The 13,302-nt window shown below is 58.7% G+C and carries 14 protein-coding genes and 3 pseudogenes; 2 read left to right on the top strand and 15 right to left on the bottom strand.

The annotated features are described in order from the left end of the window. Positions 1 to 45 precede the first annotated feature (45 nt). The 6 genes and pseudogenes from BRA471DRAFT_RS03675 to BRA471DRAFT_RS03645 all read right to left on the bottom strand — a co-directional run bounded on the left by BRA471DRAFT_RS03675 (position 46) and on the right by BRA471DRAFT_RS03645 (position 6,745). Entirely contained in the window at positions 46 to 246 is a 201-nt protein-coding gene (locus BRA471DRAFT_RS03675) for a DUF6494 family protein (protein WP_007604722.1), read from the bottom strand. A gap of 401 nt (positions 247 to 647) precedes the next feature. Further along, positions 648 to 905: an IS66 family insertion sequence element accessory protein TnpB gene (gene tnpB, locus BRA471DRAFT_RS03670; protein ID WP_198287853.1), complete on the bottom strand. Its 258-nt coding sequence runs from the start codon at positions 903 to 905 to the stop codon at positions 648 to 650. Positions 906 to 999: 94 nt separating this feature from the next. After that, positions 1,000 to 1,299 (bottom strand): transposase, encoded by a 300-nt coding sequence (locus BRA471DRAFT_RS40105; protein WP_083843122.1) that lies wholly within the window; start codon positions 1,297 to 1,299, stop codon positions 1,000 to 1,002. Positions 1,300 to 2,769: 1,470 nt separating this feature from the next. Continuing rightward, a pseudogene (wrbA, locus tag BRA471DRAFT_RS03655) lies at positions 2,770 to 3,363 on the bottom strand (NAD(P)H:quinone oxidoreductase); the annotation flags it as partial. A 468-nt stretch (positions 3,364 to 3,831) separates the two neighbouring features. Next, entirely contained in the window at positions 3,832 to 4,992 is a 1,161-nt protein-coding gene (locus tag BRA471DRAFT_RS03650; protein ID WP_157234116.1) for an ABC transporter substrate-binding protein, read from the bottom strand. Between the two features lie 725 nt (positions 4,993 to 5,717). Beyond that, a pseudogene (locus BRA471DRAFT_RS03645) lies at positions 5,718 to 6,745 on the bottom strand (SDR family oxidoreductase). Between the two features lie 279 nt (positions 6,746 to 7,024). Here BRA471DRAFT_RS03645 and BRA471DRAFT_RS03640 point away from each other — a divergent pair. Then, positions 7,025 to 8,065 carry an ABC transporter substrate-binding protein gene (locus tag BRA471DRAFT_RS03640; RefSeq protein WP_007604718.1) on the top strand — a complete coding sequence of 347 codons (1,041 nt, stop codon included), beginning with the start codon at positions 7,025 to 7,027 and terminating at the stop codon, positions 8,063 to 8,065. Between the two features lie 107 nt (positions 8,066 to 8,172). On the opposite strand, the gene BRA471DRAFT_RS39280 is transcribed toward BRA471DRAFT_RS03640, so the two are convergent. From BRA471DRAFT_RS39280 to BRA471DRAFT_RS03615, 7 genes and pseudogenes are all read right to left on the bottom strand, one after another. Beyond that, the gene (locus BRA471DRAFT_RS39280) at positions 8,173 to 8,664 is read right to left on the bottom strand and encodes a hypothetical protein (protein ID WP_231171027.1); all 492 of its coding nucleotides are present in this window, start codon (positions 8,662 to 8,664) and stop codon (positions 8,173 to 8,175) included. Further along, positions 8,664 to 8,921: a hypothetical protein gene (locus BRA471DRAFT_RS39275; protein ID WP_231171026.1), complete on the bottom strand. Its 258-nt coding sequence runs from the start codon at positions 8,919 to 8,921 to the stop codon at positions 8,664 to 8,666. Before BRA471DRAFT_RS39275 ends, BRA471DRAFT_RS39280 begins: the two co-directional genes overlap by 1 nt. Further along, positions 8,903 to 9,211, bottom strand: coding sequence for an MFS transporter (locus tag BRA471DRAFT_RS39270; protein WP_231171025.1), 309 nt, complete (start codon positions 9,209 to 9,211; stop codon positions 8,903 to 8,905). The genes BRA471DRAFT_RS39275 and BRA471DRAFT_RS39270 overlap by 19 nt, the downstream gene beginning before the upstream one ends. Positions 9,212 to 9,354: 143 nt before the next feature. Next, the gene (locus BRA471DRAFT_RS03630; RefSeq protein WP_007604717.1) at positions 9,355 to 9,858 is read right to left on the bottom strand and encodes a hypothetical protein; all 504 of its coding nucleotides are present in this window, start codon (positions 9,856 to 9,858) and stop codon (positions 9,355 to 9,357) included. Positions 9,859 to 10,067: 209 nt separating this feature from the next. Further along, positions 10,068 to 10,330: pseudogene (locus BRA471DRAFT_RS03625) on the bottom strand (transposase); the annotation flags it as partial. A 562-nt stretch (positions 10,331 to 10,892) separates the two neighbouring features. After that, on the bottom strand, positions 10,893 to 11,072 hold the full coding sequence (locus BRA471DRAFT_RS03620; RefSeq protein WP_007604716.1) for a hypothetical protein: 180 nt from the start codon (positions 11,070 to 11,072) through the stop codon (positions 10,893 to 10,895). Continuing rightward, entirely contained in the window at positions 11,048 to 11,425 is a 378-nt protein-coding gene (locus BRA471DRAFT_RS03615) for a DNA-binding protein (RefSeq protein ID WP_007604715.1), read from the bottom strand. Before BRA471DRAFT_RS03615 ends, BRA471DRAFT_RS03620 begins: the two co-directional genes overlap by 25 nt. 258 nt (positions 11,426 to 11,683) lie before the next feature. Between BRA471DRAFT_RS03615 and BRA471DRAFT_RS37825 the strand changes: the two genes are divergently transcribed. Next, positions 11,684 to 11,836 carry a hypothetical protein gene (locus BRA471DRAFT_RS37825; protein ID WP_157233965.1) on the top strand — a complete coding sequence of 51 codons (153 nt, stop codon included), beginning with the start codon at positions 11,684 to 11,686 and terminating at the stop codon, positions 11,834 to 11,836. A 28-nt stretch (positions 11,837 to 11,864) separates the two neighbouring features. On the opposite strand, the gene BRA471DRAFT_RS03610 is transcribed toward BRA471DRAFT_RS37825, so the two are convergent. Both BRA471DRAFT_RS03610 and BRA471DRAFT_RS03605 read right to left on the bottom strand, forming a co-directional pair. After that, a complete protein-coding gene (locus BRA471DRAFT_RS03610) occupies positions 11,865 to 12,215 on the bottom strand; it encodes a Ribosomal protein L7/L12 (protein WP_007604714.1) in 351 nt (116 codons plus the stop codon). 96 nt (positions 12,216 to 12,311) lie between these two features. Further along, the gene (locus BRA471DRAFT_RS03605) at positions 12,312 to 13,163 is read right to left on the bottom strand and encodes a hypothetical protein (protein WP_007604713.1); all 852 of its coding nucleotides are present in this window, start codon (positions 13,161 to 13,163) and stop codon (positions 12,312 to 12,314) included. Positions 13,164 to 13,302 lie beyond the last annotated feature (139 nt).

Here is a 13,302-nt window from a genome sequence, read left to right as displayed (position 1 = left end):
CAGCGCCTGCCAAGCGAATGGCAATCACGGACGCCCGGAATATCGTCAAAGTGCGATTATTTCCTCAATTACATGTTTCAGCGGCGTTCCCTCAGCGGACAAGGTCATTCGTAGTTTGAGCTCGCCACCTTCCACTGCCCCGCTACGCACGAGGTTCTCAATTTCACGCTGCGATGTAACCCCGACATGCTTCAGAAATTTACGGATAGCCATATTGAAGCGGTCTTCATCGAACTCGGCGGTCATGGCTGTTCTCCTGGTCTGACGGGCTAAGTCTATCACGACGCGCGCCAAGACCAAAGATTAGAGACCCAACTCGCGTCACCGCCGACTTCCCCTCAATTTGATTGCCTGAATGCGAGAAGGTTGCGAACAAGAAGCCGGTCACGACGCGGTACAGCACAACGAAGCGCGAGATCAAACGCTGGCACGACACCGAAAGGGCGTTAGGCGAAGGCTTGCACGTGTTAAGTGTCGGGCGAACCGCCGCCCGGGTTTTCAAAGTGGTTAGTTTCGGGGATTGAAATGTTCACAAGTTAGTCGCACGTCAGGAACTGAACTGACGATACCAGTTCCCACCAGGTTGCTTGCGGCATCCGCCAATCAATTCCGGAGAGGGAGATAGGATAGCTGTGCAAGGCTGATCGTCACAGCGCCGTCCGCCCGCGATGGTCACAAAAGCGGCCGCGCTCCAGCCGTTTCGTGAACAGACATGCGCCTTGGCCATCATGCCAGATGATCTTGATCAGGTCGCCGCGGCGGCCCCTAAAAACGTAGAGATCACCGGCATGCGGATCACGCCTCAAACTCTCTTGGACCAGCCGCGCAAGGCTCGGGAAGCCGCGGCGCCTATCGGTGTGGCCGGTCGCAAGCCACACCCGCACAATACCCGGTATGGTAATCATCGGCGCTCAAGCACCTCGAGGGCACGCGCCAGCGCTTCTGGAACGACGTGCGCGTCCACTCGGATGCGTCGCCGGTTGCCAAGCTCGATCTCGATCAATCCAATACGCGCAGCCACCACAGACCGCCCTCGGCTATCACCCGCAGGTAAAAGCTTCGGAGTCTCCTCCGCTTCCGTGGCGGCAATCTGCACCGGCGCAAAAGGTGGTACGACCTGCTCGGGGATGTCCGCGCTTGTCGACGCCAGGTAAACACCAGGCTGGCCGCTACTCGGTTGCGACGCGCAACCGCAACCACCTTTGCACCCGGCGCCAATGTCTCCTCGACAATCCGCGCCTTGTCATCCTGCGACCAGCGCCGCCGACGATCCAGCCCACCCAAAAGCTCAATCCGCATCACCTGATGACCTTAAAGCTAGACTTAAGGTCACACGCTTGGCGAATTACGGCGTGTCAAACAAGACGGCGCCCGCCCGATGCGTACCGCAGGACCGCCGCTTTGCCCCCCCAACAGCGCCTGACAATGTTCACCGCGGTTATTGGGGCGGGAGCGTGCAGGACTCTCGGTCACCGATAAAAGCCACGGAACGGGCAGCGATCCGAAGGCCCTACACTGAATAGCCAATTCCAGATGAGGGAAGAGAATAGGCTACTTCTAAATCAACCAATCCACTGGGGCCCCGCCATTCGTTAACTGTATGCTCTTATTGTACGGCAGACATCATCACGACTTGTCGTTCATGAACGGATTGGCGGACCACGTCCAGCAGATCGAAACCAATGACCCTTTCGAGGCCCGACGTAGCCGCTACGCCCAGTATCGAGGACTAGTTGCCACCCTCACCTTCGGCCGCGCAACGGTGAGAGGCATGGTCAGATCGGTCAAGGAAGACAGCTCTTGTACCCCAGTTCGATGGTTGATCACTATCGCTCCGACATAGCAGCTGGCAATTCGTAAGGGTAACCGGCCTTCGACGGACACGGATATTCCGCGCCCTGACCGCTACACCATTATTCCCGCGATGTCCGCCCAAAGGGTTCTTGCTGGGCATCCTAAGGGCCGAGCCAAATCTCCCGGTTCCTGTCCCCTCGGTAAGTTGTGCCGTCGCCTCGACATCATGGAAATCCAGACGCTGACCCGAAGGCTTCGGGGCGCCGCCGTGACAAGATGGTCGTTCAGATGCGGAATTGGGGATGGGCCACTCTCGATGCGCCCCCCCGGGTATCGCGCGTCGGCCGCAGCATTCGACGACGCTCGTTTTCGTCATCTCACCTTTGCAAGATACGATGAACGAGACAATTCGACCACCAACTGCCATGACGCAGACCTCGCTTGGCCACTATCGATTGCTGATCAAGCAAACACAATGCCACCAGCAACGCGGTGGAAGGTTTAGCCGATCAATTAGGAGCCGAGGGAGCGACAATGGTCTTGGATGAGCCGCCAGGTGCGGGCTGCATATCCGGCGGTGTCCCTCCCTGCGGACTTGCAGCCGGCGCCCCGCCTGAACCTGTCGAGTTTGGCCCGGTCCATCCCTGCGGCTGCAGCTGCCCCTTGTTGTCCGGCAGCACAGTCCGTCCAGTACTGTACGTGGAGTCTCTCGGGCTTCTGTCTTCAGTTTTCACCTGTGCCACAGCAATGTTGGCAACAAGAGCGATACAGAGCGGCAGGAGCAAGACTGGCATAGTCCATCCACAGGTCGGTTGATGACATACTTTATTTGGCCGCCTGCTACAGCACGCCGGGCGCACTCGAGGGTCCGTCCGATCTGTCGCCGGCTTCAGTGAGCAAATTAGCCGGTCGGCGCGCTGCCGGGAGGGTGAGCGCCAGTGCACCAACTCGTACGCTGGCCGTCTCACACGAGGCATGCAGCTTCATCGTGATCTCCGCTATCGCACGTCCTTGATAACGTGCGCCGGAGAGCTCGTTTTGAGACGGCTTTCGGCTGCCGTCCCCACCAGCGATTGTACTAGCGCCGTAAGGTGAACCACCAGTGACTTCGTCGAGCTTAGTCTGACCCACAAACCCATAATTCAGGCCGACAACCGTCATTCCGAAGTGCAACAGGTTGGTGATGATGGAGAACAAAGTGGTCTCCTGCCCCCCATGCTGGGTTGCGGTCGAGGTGAAAGCGCCGCCAACCTTTCCGTGGAGCGCACCTCGAGCCCAGAGACCGCCCGCTTGGTCGAGAAAACTCGCCATCTGCGACGTCATGCGGCCAAAGCGGGTGCCAGTGCCGACGACGATCGCGTCATATTCCGCCAGATCCTCGATATTCGCTACAGGCGCAGCCTGATCGAGCTTGTAATTCGACGCCTTTGCAAGGTTGGGCGACACCAATTCTGGGACGCGCTTGATGTCTACCGTGACTCCCGCCTCGCGTGCCCCGTCGGCGACAGCGTTCGCCAGAGTTTCGATGTGTCCATACGCCGAATAGTAGAGAACCAAGACCTTCGTCATGTTCGCTTCCTGAAGTTTTGTAGATGGGTAGATGGTGCGCCCGTGAAGCAGGTTCGAAGAGAAGTTGATCGTATCGCATGTAGAGTGTTTCGTGTCTTCGTTGGCTCGAGCTAGCCGCCGACCATCAGGGCAAGCATCGAAGCTTCCAGCGCCGTCTGCAGCTAATCTTATCTCGGAGCTGGAAGTTCATTCACCACGACGGTTCGTTTTGATGCCTGCTGAGTTGGGCTGGAACTGAAACGATTTCAATTGCCAGATGCAGCCCGTTCAGTGAAGTGCTTGGAAGCTGACCACAACTGTGGAATACGGCATCAGTTCAGCTTGCGCCGCAGCATTGAGACGTTTTGGAGTAGACGGTGCGACCTCAAGGATATCACTGATGATACGCCGCAGCACAGCACACCCGTTTTGAGAATCACAGTCTCGCCCGAAATGACACGCTCGATCTTCCCAACGAGTGTCTTCAAATCAATTTTGTACCAACGGGCATCCTCCCTCGTCCATTGGGCGGAATGCCTCTTCTTTCGGAATGGTGGCCAGGAGTTTGTAATAGTCGAACGCGTATTTGGATTCTTCGGGCGATTTTACCTGAAACAAATACATGTCTCGCACGAGCCGACCATCTCGCCGGATTTTCCCGCCTTTTGTCATTAGGTCATTAACCGGCATCTCACGCATCTTCGCCGCAACCGCGGGACCGTCCAGAGTCCCTGCGGCGCCAGCAGCCTTTAGGAAGTGCATCACGGCACCGTAAGTGCCAGCATGGATCATCGTGGGTACCTTGTGTGTGCGGGCGATGAAACGCTTGGACCAAGCCCGCGCCTCGTCGGTCATGTCCCAATAGAAGGCCGAACTCAACAAAAGGCCTTGAGCGCTCTGCAGACCGAGGTTGTGGACGTCTGCAATGAAGACGATCAGCCCGGCAAGTCTTTGCGAACCCAATATGCCGAACTCATGGGCTTGCTTTACAGCGTTTATGAAGTCGCCACCTGCATCTGCGAGCGCAATGACGTCTGCGTTAGACGCCTGCGCTTGCAGCAGAAAGGACGAAAGGTCCGTTGTACCGAGAGGATGCTTGACGGCACCGAGAATCCTTCCGCCAGTCGATTCAATCACCTTGCGGCTCTCCAGCTCGAGCTGAGATCCGAGAGAATAGTCCGCAGATAGAAAGAACCAGGTTTTAGTACCGAGCTGTGAGATCGCTTTTGTCGCTCCATGAGCCAAGGCGTACGTGTCGTAGGTCCAGTGAATTCCTGCATTTGAGCATTCATCGCCAGTCAGGCGGGATGTCGCGGCTCCCGTCGCCAGAAAGATCTTCTTTCTCTCGCGCGTGATCCCCTGCACCGCCAACGCAACCGCAGAATTTGGCACATCGACGATCACTTCAACGTTTTCGTTCTCCAGCCACCTCCGCGTGATCGCCGAACCCACGTCAACCTTGTTCTGGTGATCCGCGGCGACAATTTGAATGCTACGGCCGAGCACCGTGTTCCCGGAGTCCTCAACAGCCATCTCGGCGGCTATGATCGAGCCTTCCCCACCATTGTCGGCATATAGCGAGGACATGTCTGTCAAAATCCCCAGCTTGACTGGCGCCTCTGCTGTCGCCGGGCCAGAAATAAAGGCCATAGTTGCGACTGCCAAAACGGCTTCTTGCAAGGTGCTGACAGTTGTTCGCTTCCGACCTCCCATAGCCGCCTTCTCCCAGAGCCTCGCTTAAAGCGCCATTAATGATTGGCATGCACCCAAGGAGAAGTGAAATTGTTACAGCACGATCCTGAATAGAGTTCACGGCGCGTGTGCAAGGCAGCGCGGCTACAGCATCGTTTTTTTAGAGGAAGGTTGTAGCTAACTAGCGCATCGTAGGCCTGAAAAAATTAGTTCCGAGTCAGGAGCGGCGATCGTGGCCGCTTCCTTCACGCAAAACCTGAAACTACTTTCGATGATCAACACTTACGGCGGGGCGCCAGCCAGAGCCACACAGGGTGATGCACCAGCAGATCAAGCCATTCCATCCGCTCACGCTGGCACGATCCCCACATCGAAGCGCTCGTTGGAAATACGCGGCCGCACATACGGCGACGCAGCGGAAGTCCAGCGGCACGACCACTACCCCGATCCGCTCCAACCAGCGGCAGATCGGTGAGACTTCGTTGATATCGGCGATGAATGCGCCCTAGCTCCGCAGCCGGGAAGGCTCTTGTTGCTTCTGCGGCGGGTGGCTTGAATCGTGGCTTGGCTGGCGGGTTCGACTGGTCGCTATGAGTGGATGTATTATGCTCTCCTTGAGTTCTGTCGTTCATGACCCAAAAGCGGAGTTTGCGGTTCGAACACACTCGAGCGAGCCGCCTCGCTCACGGTATGATTCGCTTCTCTCGCAGAGTCGTGAACAGGTCGAAGAAACTCTCGTCCGTCGCCTGATAGTCAAGGAACCCCAGCCGACGACTCTTGCCCATGTCGGTTACAACCTCGATCGGCCGACCGAGGTCTCCATCGGTGTGCCACGCAGACGCAAGCCGGTTGAGATCCGGTTCTGCCAAATGATGCTTCCGGGCGATGTCGGACCAGATCGGGCGGGCGTCGCTCATCTGTCGCTCAAGCGGATTGCGCTCGTTCGGAAACGCTGCTGGCTGCAGTCCGAACCAACCCGCCAAGCGTCCCCACATCCACTTCCAACGGAATACGTCCCCGTTGACAACATTGAAGGCCTGATTGCGGGCAGCATCTGTCATGGCCGCCCATTCAGATGTCTGGCCAGCAGTCTGGCGTCCGTCATATCGGTTAGTGCGTTCCACTGAATTGCAGAGCCAGGAAACAGAAAAGGCCGTCCGATTTCGCGGCAGATCGTAGCATACGCAGCGAGCGTTGTGCCCATGTTCATGGCATTCCCGAGGGCATAGCCTATGATCGTATGTGGCCGGTGAATGCTCCAGCTGAAGCCGTCTCGTTTCGCCGCCGCGAACACCTCATCTTCCTGGGCATAGTAGAAATTCTCGGCATCGAGCCGCGGCTGGTCCTCTCGAAACGGCGTGGCGATCAAGCTGCTTTGACCATAGGATTCGAACGGCCCGAGATAGTGCTGGAGGCCAGTTACGAGTGCGACGTGCCTGACCGACGCGGCAGAAGACAATGCATCCAGCAAGTTGCGCACCATCGCAGAGTTGATCAGGATATTCTCCCTCTCCGTTTTCTGACCAAGCCACGTGGTGAAGAAAACATGCGTGGGACGCAGATGGCGCAGCGCCGATCCAAGGGACACCGGATCCAATAGATCAGCGGCGATCGGCAACATACCGGGGATATCAATTCCTGGCCTGCGTGCGAGCCCGTACACTGACCACCCGCGCTCCAGGAGATGTCGGGCAAGATTGTTGCCCACTATGCCGGTTGCTCCTGCGACAAGTGCTGCACGTTACATCTTCGGCCCCTTCGCGATCCATCGGAGATGGGGCGCCGATTAGACGCAAGCAATCCGAATCTCTGTTTCATTCGAAAGGCGTTTCGTGCATTGGAGCGGCAAATGATTGCAGGCAGCGATAACACCGAAGAACCTGATGAACGACCATAAGAGAAACACCTTGAATGTCTCTGAACGATTGGCTGGTGAAGCTTTTTGCTGCGCTCAAGGTGGGCTCGGCAAATGCTTGCGTAAAAGGCAGTGATGCAAATGAAAAGATCCCTAGCTCTTGTATGTTTCGTTACTCTTTGTGCCTTCTGTAGCCTGATCAATGCGGTCAATGCCCAAACGAACGAGATTCGGATTGGCTGGCAACCGGCCGCTTTCTTCGAGTTCTTCTATGCTCAACAGGAAAAGCTGTTTGAGAAGGCTGGCCTCAAGCCAATTTTTGTGAAGTTCACCTCGGGCCCTCCCATACTCGCGGCGATGAAGTCGGGCGACATCGATATCGCCTTTGGGGGAATGCCTCCCTTCATCGCGGGGGTCTCCGAGGGATTGGACATTTCCCTGTTTTGCTTTCTCGAGACAGGCAATACATCGTTGATTATGCAACCTTCCGAGGAAATCACTTCGGCCAGTCAGCTGGTGGGCAAGAAAATCGCTACGATCTTCGGCACCTCTGCGCACTGGACCTTACTGAAATATTTGAAAGATGAAAAAATTCCACTCAAGGAAGTAACGATCGTGAACATGGCCATACCGAGCATGATGCCCGCCTTTACCAACAAGGACGTCGACGGCATCTCCGTTTTTGAGCCTTGGGGAGTCAAGTTGATGAGCGCCGGCGGGAAACCCTTCGGACCTTTCGTCGGTGCGAGCGGTTACGAGCAGGGGGCGATCTATTGGGGACGCCGCCAATGGATGGCGGATAATCCGCAAACCATGAAGATGTTTCTTGCAGCGCTTGATGAGAGTTTGCGTGCGATTAACGAAAAGCCCGAGGCCGGCGCCGAGGCCCTTGCTCGTTACGCTGGCATGGATCCGACCGATGCCTTGAAAATCCTCACCATGAAGAAGCACGTTCTCCTCAAGGACATGAGCGAGGCTCTTGAAGGGTCGGTCCTCGCCTTGAAGCCGAAGCCTGGTGAGAAATACTCCGGCCAAGTCAAATTGATCAAGGAGATGGCCGATTTCTTATACCAGAACGGCAATATCACGCGCGAACTTGGTTTTGACAAGCTCGTAAAGGCCACGACACCGGCCTATATGGAGGCCTACATTTCTTCGCGGCAGCCTGCGAAGTGAAGGTAGAGATACCGCAGCTGATATCGAGGCAGGCGTATGGCAGCCGCGCCCATGCGCACATCCGGTGGGCATAGCTCCGCTGGTGGCATTCAGCCGGACCAGAGAAACTATTGAGTTTGCGCCGATACCTGTTCACGAACCTTGGTCTCATTCGTTGATCTTACGACCAAGCGCCCGCCGTCCATTGCGCGGACACGCGCGCCCGCAAAGGGTGGCGCCGCCAAACTTTGCGTGAAACGTTGCTGACGTCCTGGGCGACACCGTTCCGTGAGCTGGCCGGGCGCCCGGCTCACCGTTATAACCCAGAACAATAGCGCCACCGAGCTGATGCCGGCGCCAAGGAAGCATACGCCTATCCAGCCTGCCCTGGCGTAGACGGCGGTCGAGCCGATGGCACCAAGCGCGCTGCCGATCGAGTAGAACACCATGTAGCCGCCGATCAGGCGGCTCGCCGCCTCGGGACGCGTGGCGATAATTAAGCTCTGGTTGGTCACATGCACGGCCTGTACCGCAAGATCAATCATGATTACGCCGAGGACCACGAACCACAGCGAGGTGTCGAGAAAGGCGATTGGGACCCAGGCGGCGAGCATCAGCATCAGTGACAATCCGGTGGTCCGCTGGCCCAGCCGAGGTCGGCGAGCCGGCCCGAATTGCGCGCCGCCAGTGCGCCGGCGACGCCGATGATCCCAAGCAACCCGATTGACGTATGCGACAGCGCAAATGGCGGTGCCGCGAGCGGCAGCACGATCGAGTTCCAGAACACATTGACACTGGCGAAAATCAACAGCGCGAAAGTGGCGCGCTCCCTCAGGATCGGCTCTTCCACGAACAGCGTCACGGTCGAGCGCAACATGAGTACGACTGCTTCCCCACCTCCCCGCCTGTATATGCTCGATGGCTGGGCAGGACTCGCGCCAGGAGCGTGGCCATGACCACCATCATCGCGGCGGACACTAGATAGACGAGGCGCCAGCCGCCGATATCAGCCAGCGTGCCGGCGACGAAGCGCGCAAGAAGGATACCCGACACCACGCTGCTGGTAGCGGTGCCGATCGCGCGCCCGCGCTGGGCTGGCGTCGCCAGCGTTGCGGCGAATGCGACGAGCACCTGCACCGCGACAGCCAGCAGCCCGACCAGGATCATGCCAATCAGCAGTGCAACTGGACCGGACGCAGTGCCGACCGGCCGACTGCCTTACTGAATAGTTCATGCTGCTCGCGCTTTGAGGTACGCCTGTGCTAGCCGCGAGAACATTACCTCGAACGCTCGCACGTTAGCTAACACGCTCACCGCCTTGGAACCGCGTAACCACATTCAGGGTCCCTCGCAATGCAGAGTGGGTCAATCACAGTCAACCATCTCAAGAGAGACGATCGAGCGGTTCGGAATCGATCCTTGTGCCTTGGCCGGGTGTGCAAGACGCGAATCAACGCTTCGAAGAACTTGTCCGCGGTGGCCAACTCCGACTTCGAATCGCGCTCCACCGCAAGCTCGGCAAAGAGCTCCAGCACAACTTTCCCGATGTCTTCCGGCTTGTGGGCGATCGCGGCGCTCGTCAATTCGCGTAATTCGGTCGGGGCAAGCTTGCCAGCAGTCGAGATCAATCGCCTCAGAAACTCGCGATGGTTAGCTCGCCAGTCGCGCCACATTTCGTCGTCGTATTCCGGAGGAAAGCTGTCTGGTGGCAATCCGTCGACATAAAGCTGATCGAGTTCTATGGCGACGGAGGTGCGCCTCAAGAAATTCGTTATGTCTTTTGAGGTCAGCGCCTCGCTAGCTTGTTCTGCCATCTTCAGATCTCCTGTGGACCTAATATTCCACTGAAGCTCAATCGACGCAAGAGCTTTGAGGAACTATCACCAGATTCCGAGCCTCGTTTCGTAAAATTGAGCGATGAAGGCGTCCGCTGCCTGAGCCACGGGGGCATCCTGTGGCGGCATGTGGAGCTATTGGACTTCGCGGAGCCGCCTGCCGGACCACCCGTGATCCGCCGCGGCTACAGAAAGCCTGGGAAGTAAGAGCCCTTGCGCGGCTTGGGGATGCGCAGTTCGACCGCGCCGGCCCGGGTCTCCCAGATCCGGTCGCGATAGCCGTTGCGCTGGGCCAGGCGTTCGGGATTCTTCTCGCCATGGGCCGCCCCGGTCTGGCCTTCGACTTCCAGCTCCATCAGGCGCTGGGCCGCAAAGCCGATCATCTCGCGCAGCAGATCGGCGTCAGGGTCTTCTCTACCAGCGTGCGCAGGTTCATCATGTCGTCGGTCATCGGTGGGTCCTCGGTTGTTTGGCGTCTCGCAACCCGATCCTACCGGAGAACTGCCGGTGACCACCGCAAAGCCGCCCGCCCGCTACGGCGCGATTTGGGAGCGCGCGTCCGGGCGGCTTTGCTCTACCGAGCTACACCACCACCGGGGACATGACCCAATCCGGTTGATTGGGCATGGATCGCAAATTCAATCGACCGCACTTGGCGCTGATGTGGGGCGAACGGCTATTTTAACAGTGAATTCCGTCGGCGGTGCCCCGTCCGGATGGCCCCACTACTAGGCGATTCTGATATGTGCCAGTCGGGCCGGCATCCTGTCTTCAATACTGAAGGCAGAAACATCGACGATGCGGGTGACTCCCATGGTGATCGCGACAATACCGGTACGAACTCGGTCAAGGTCGCGTAGAAGAGAACTCGCCACTTTGACGGCCGGTCTCGACCGCGTGGTGCGTCGTCTTTCGCAGTCGTCTTCCCGAATGACCAAGGGCCGGCCAAGCCTTTAAACCGAAAAAAGCCCGCAAGCAGCGGGCTTCTTCATGCCTGATACACCGCGTGACCTTTACTCGGCCACGGTCTCTGACTTGTCCGCACCGTTGCGCGGGTGCTTCGGCACCGACGACTTCTCCTTTGGCGCGCCAGTCAGCGCGGCGGTCATACGCTCAAGGCTTGCGTTCGCCCTCTCCAGCTCCTGCTCCTCGCATGATCGCGCGACCTTCATTTCGGCTTCGAGCGCGGCCACGCGCACCTCACCTTATCCGCGCGGACGGCGGCCTGCTTTTGTGCTTGCTCGAAGTCGGTGCGCACCCGGTCCGCATCCTCGAGGCTCTTCGTCAGGTCGACGAGCCGACGCTCGGCGTCGTCGACCTCGTACAGCATCTCTCTGGCCTGGCTCTCCGCCGCCGCGATACGCGCCCCGGCATCCTGGCGAACGTCCTCGACCGCCCGGTTGGACAGTTCCTGCGCCGCCTTCCAATAATCGAGGCTGAGGATCGACGTCTTGTCCTGGAGTACCTGCGGCAGGTCGGTCCGAACCGTGTTGAGGGCATCGCGCTCTACCCTCACCTTGCGGATCGCTGCGCCCACGTCCGTCATCGAGACGCCCCGATGAGCTTTCTTACCTCGCGCACCGACGGTGCAATTCCGCGCGATTCGAGGTCATTCATGGCCTCGCGAACTCTATCCAATCGTACTCATCTACATCAGGTTCCGTAACACGTAACAGATTGACAGAACAGTCTCTGGTCGGCTTTCGTATCGGCCACGACGCTCCTCCGCATCGGAGGGCGCGGACCGTTCAATGCAGCCGGGGTATCGGTCACAGCGGCATGGAGAAGTACGACGAAGTGGAGAATGAACCTCGGCGACAAGATGATGCCGCCGACCGAGGACAAAGCCCCTTTGCAGCGGCTCGCCCGCATAGAGAAAGTCGCAGCGGCTGATCGATCTACAGCAATTCGTCCGGCCACTGCGCCGACCGTGAGTGCGCTCAGAATGATTGGATGATCGCTTGTGGGCAGCGGCGTGTCTTCGTCTACGCGACTTCCTTCATTGCGCGAGTGAAGACGGACTGCGCGACCACGGCAGCGACGATCACCTCCTCCCTTACGCCGACGATGCTGTTGGCGTCATGCATCGCCGAGCCCTTTCCGTAAGTGCGCACCACTTCGTAGTCGCTTTCCTCCTCGTGCCGGCTGATCACGAGGTACTCGGTCGGCCGGGCGCCGGGCTGCCCCAGGACGTCGATCAGTGCTTCGACCGCCTCCTTCGCTTCCTTGAGTCCGGTTTCGAATGCATCACGGAACACCTTAATGGCCGCGATCGTCTTGCCCTCGCTCAGGAGTGAGACGACGGTGTGCATGGGGTTGTTGACGTGGACGTTCATGGTAGCTGCCTTTCTTGCTGGTGGTGGTGACGACTAGAACTGCGAGTACCCAGTCGAAGCTCGCTCTCCCGCATGGCGGCAGAGATCATGGTCGGCCTACCGCCCGCGCTTTCGAACAGACTTCGTGGTCCTGGCCTTATGCTGCGCGTAAGCCTCGTCGAGCATGGCCTCCAACGACGCCCTGCGACGGTGCAGAAACGAGAAGTGGTTCACGTCGACCGCCTCCCGGCCGTCGAGTGCAGCCATGGTCAACGCTTCGAGCTCCTCGCAGCACTCGAAAAACAGATCGAGTCTGGTCTCAAGCGCGTGCAAAGGCAGAGTAAGCGACAGCACGTCCTCCAGCGCCAATCCCTGATCGGCAGCCCGCCGCCGCTCGGAGGCGAGGCGCCGCGGATCCATGGCGGCAATCTCGGCGGCGACGCGCTGCCGCCGGGTCGGCGCCTCGAAGGTGCGGAATCGACGGGTGACGGGGCGGTCGAGGTAGTCGAAGTCCGGAGGCACGTCTCGGTCAGGGACGAACACCTTGTAACTCTCGCCTTGGGTATTGGGCGTTAGGTCCACCAGCCCGGTGTCGGTCTCGAACATGGCGTAGAACTGGGCGGCGACGTACAGCGCGCTCGTCTGGATACGATATCCGAACACGGGGCGACCCGGGGTCTCCAGCATGGCTTGCGCGATGTTCAAGACGTAATTGGTCGGATCGGCGTTCTCGATAGGACGGACCGGGACGAGCACGAACTCCGTAAGGCCCAGCTCTGCCTTGCAGGGGAGATAGACGTCGACCGGAACGCAGGGATAGATGATTGGCGTCGTCTCGGTCGTCGCTTCCGACGCATTGGTATCGGCCGCCGTGCTGGCGGGGACGTCGTTGGTGGTCGGTGCGTCGCCGATGTCTGCGACGTCGGCGACGGGCTGGCCAGTCGAGAAGGCGATGACGTTGGTGGGCATTTTGGTTTCCTTTCGGAGGTGAGTGGATTGTTACTGTCCGAGGTGGGCGTTTGCTCCTGTCCGGACTCGCGCGTGAGCTGGCCGGCGCCGATGAGCGAGGCAAAGTTCTGGAGGTAAGGAGTGACCTGCTTCGGGGTGG

This window comes from Bradyrhizobium sp. WSM471 (assembly GCF_000244915.1).
In the GTDB taxonomy this organism is placed as follows: Bacteria; Pseudomonadota; Alphaproteobacteria; order Rhizobiales; family Xanthobacteraceae; genus Bradyrhizobium.
Note: the sequence above shows the minus strand (reverse complement) of the source record. Positions and strands in the feature narration are given on the sequence as shown.

Coding starts and splice junctions, on each gene's coding strand:
- BRA471DRAFT_RS03675 (WP_007604722.1), bottom strand. CDS start 246: ATGACCGCCGAGTTCGATGAAGACCGCTTCAATATGGCTATCCGTAAA.
- tnpB (WP_198287853.1), bottom strand. CDS start 905: ATGATTACCATACCGGGTATTGTGCGGGTGTGGCTTGCGACCGGCCAC.
- BRA471DRAFT_RS40105 (WP_083843122.1), bottom strand. CDS start 1,299: ATGCGGATTGAGCTTTTGGGTGGGCTGGATCGTCGGCGGCGCTGGTCG.
- BRA471DRAFT_RS03650 (WP_157234116.1), bottom strand. CDS start 4,992: ATGGCCTTTATTTCTGGCCCGGCGACAGCAGAGGCGCCAGTCAAGCTG.
- BRA471DRAFT_RS03640 (WP_007604718.1), top strand. CDS start 7,025: ATGCAAATGAAAAGATCCCTAGCTCTTGTATGTTTCGTTACTCTTTGT.
- BRA471DRAFT_RS39280 (WP_231171027.1), bottom strand. CDS start 8,664: ATGCTGATGCTCGCCGCCTGGGTCCCAATCGCCTTTCTCGACACCTCG.
- BRA471DRAFT_RS39275 (WP_231171026.1), bottom strand. CDS start 8,921: ATGTTGCGCTCGACCGTGACGCTGTTCGTGGAAGAGCCGATCCTGAGG.
- BRA471DRAFT_RS39270 (WP_231171025.1), bottom strand. CDS start 9,211: ATGATCCTGGTCGGGCTGCTGGCTGTCGCGGTGCAGGTGCTCGTCGCA.
- BRA471DRAFT_RS03630 (WP_007604717.1), bottom strand. CDS start 9,858: ATGGCAGAACAAGCTAGCGAGGCGCTGACCTCAAAAGACATAACGAAT.
- BRA471DRAFT_RS03615 (WP_007604715.1), bottom strand. CDS start 11,425: ATGACGGACGTGGGCGCAGCGATCCGCAAGGTGAGGGTAGAGCGCGAT.
- BRA471DRAFT_RS37825 (WP_157233965.1), top strand. CDS start 11,684: ATGAACCTCGGCGACAAGATGATGCCGCCGACCGAGGACAAAGCCCCT.
- BRA471DRAFT_RS03610 (WP_007604714.1), bottom strand. CDS start 12,215: ATGAACGTCCACGTCAACAACCCCATGCACACCGTCGTCTCACTCCTG.
- BRA471DRAFT_RS03605 (WP_007604713.1), bottom strand. CDS start 13,163: ATGCCCACCAACGTCATCGCCTTCTCGACTGGCCAGCCCGTCGCCGAC.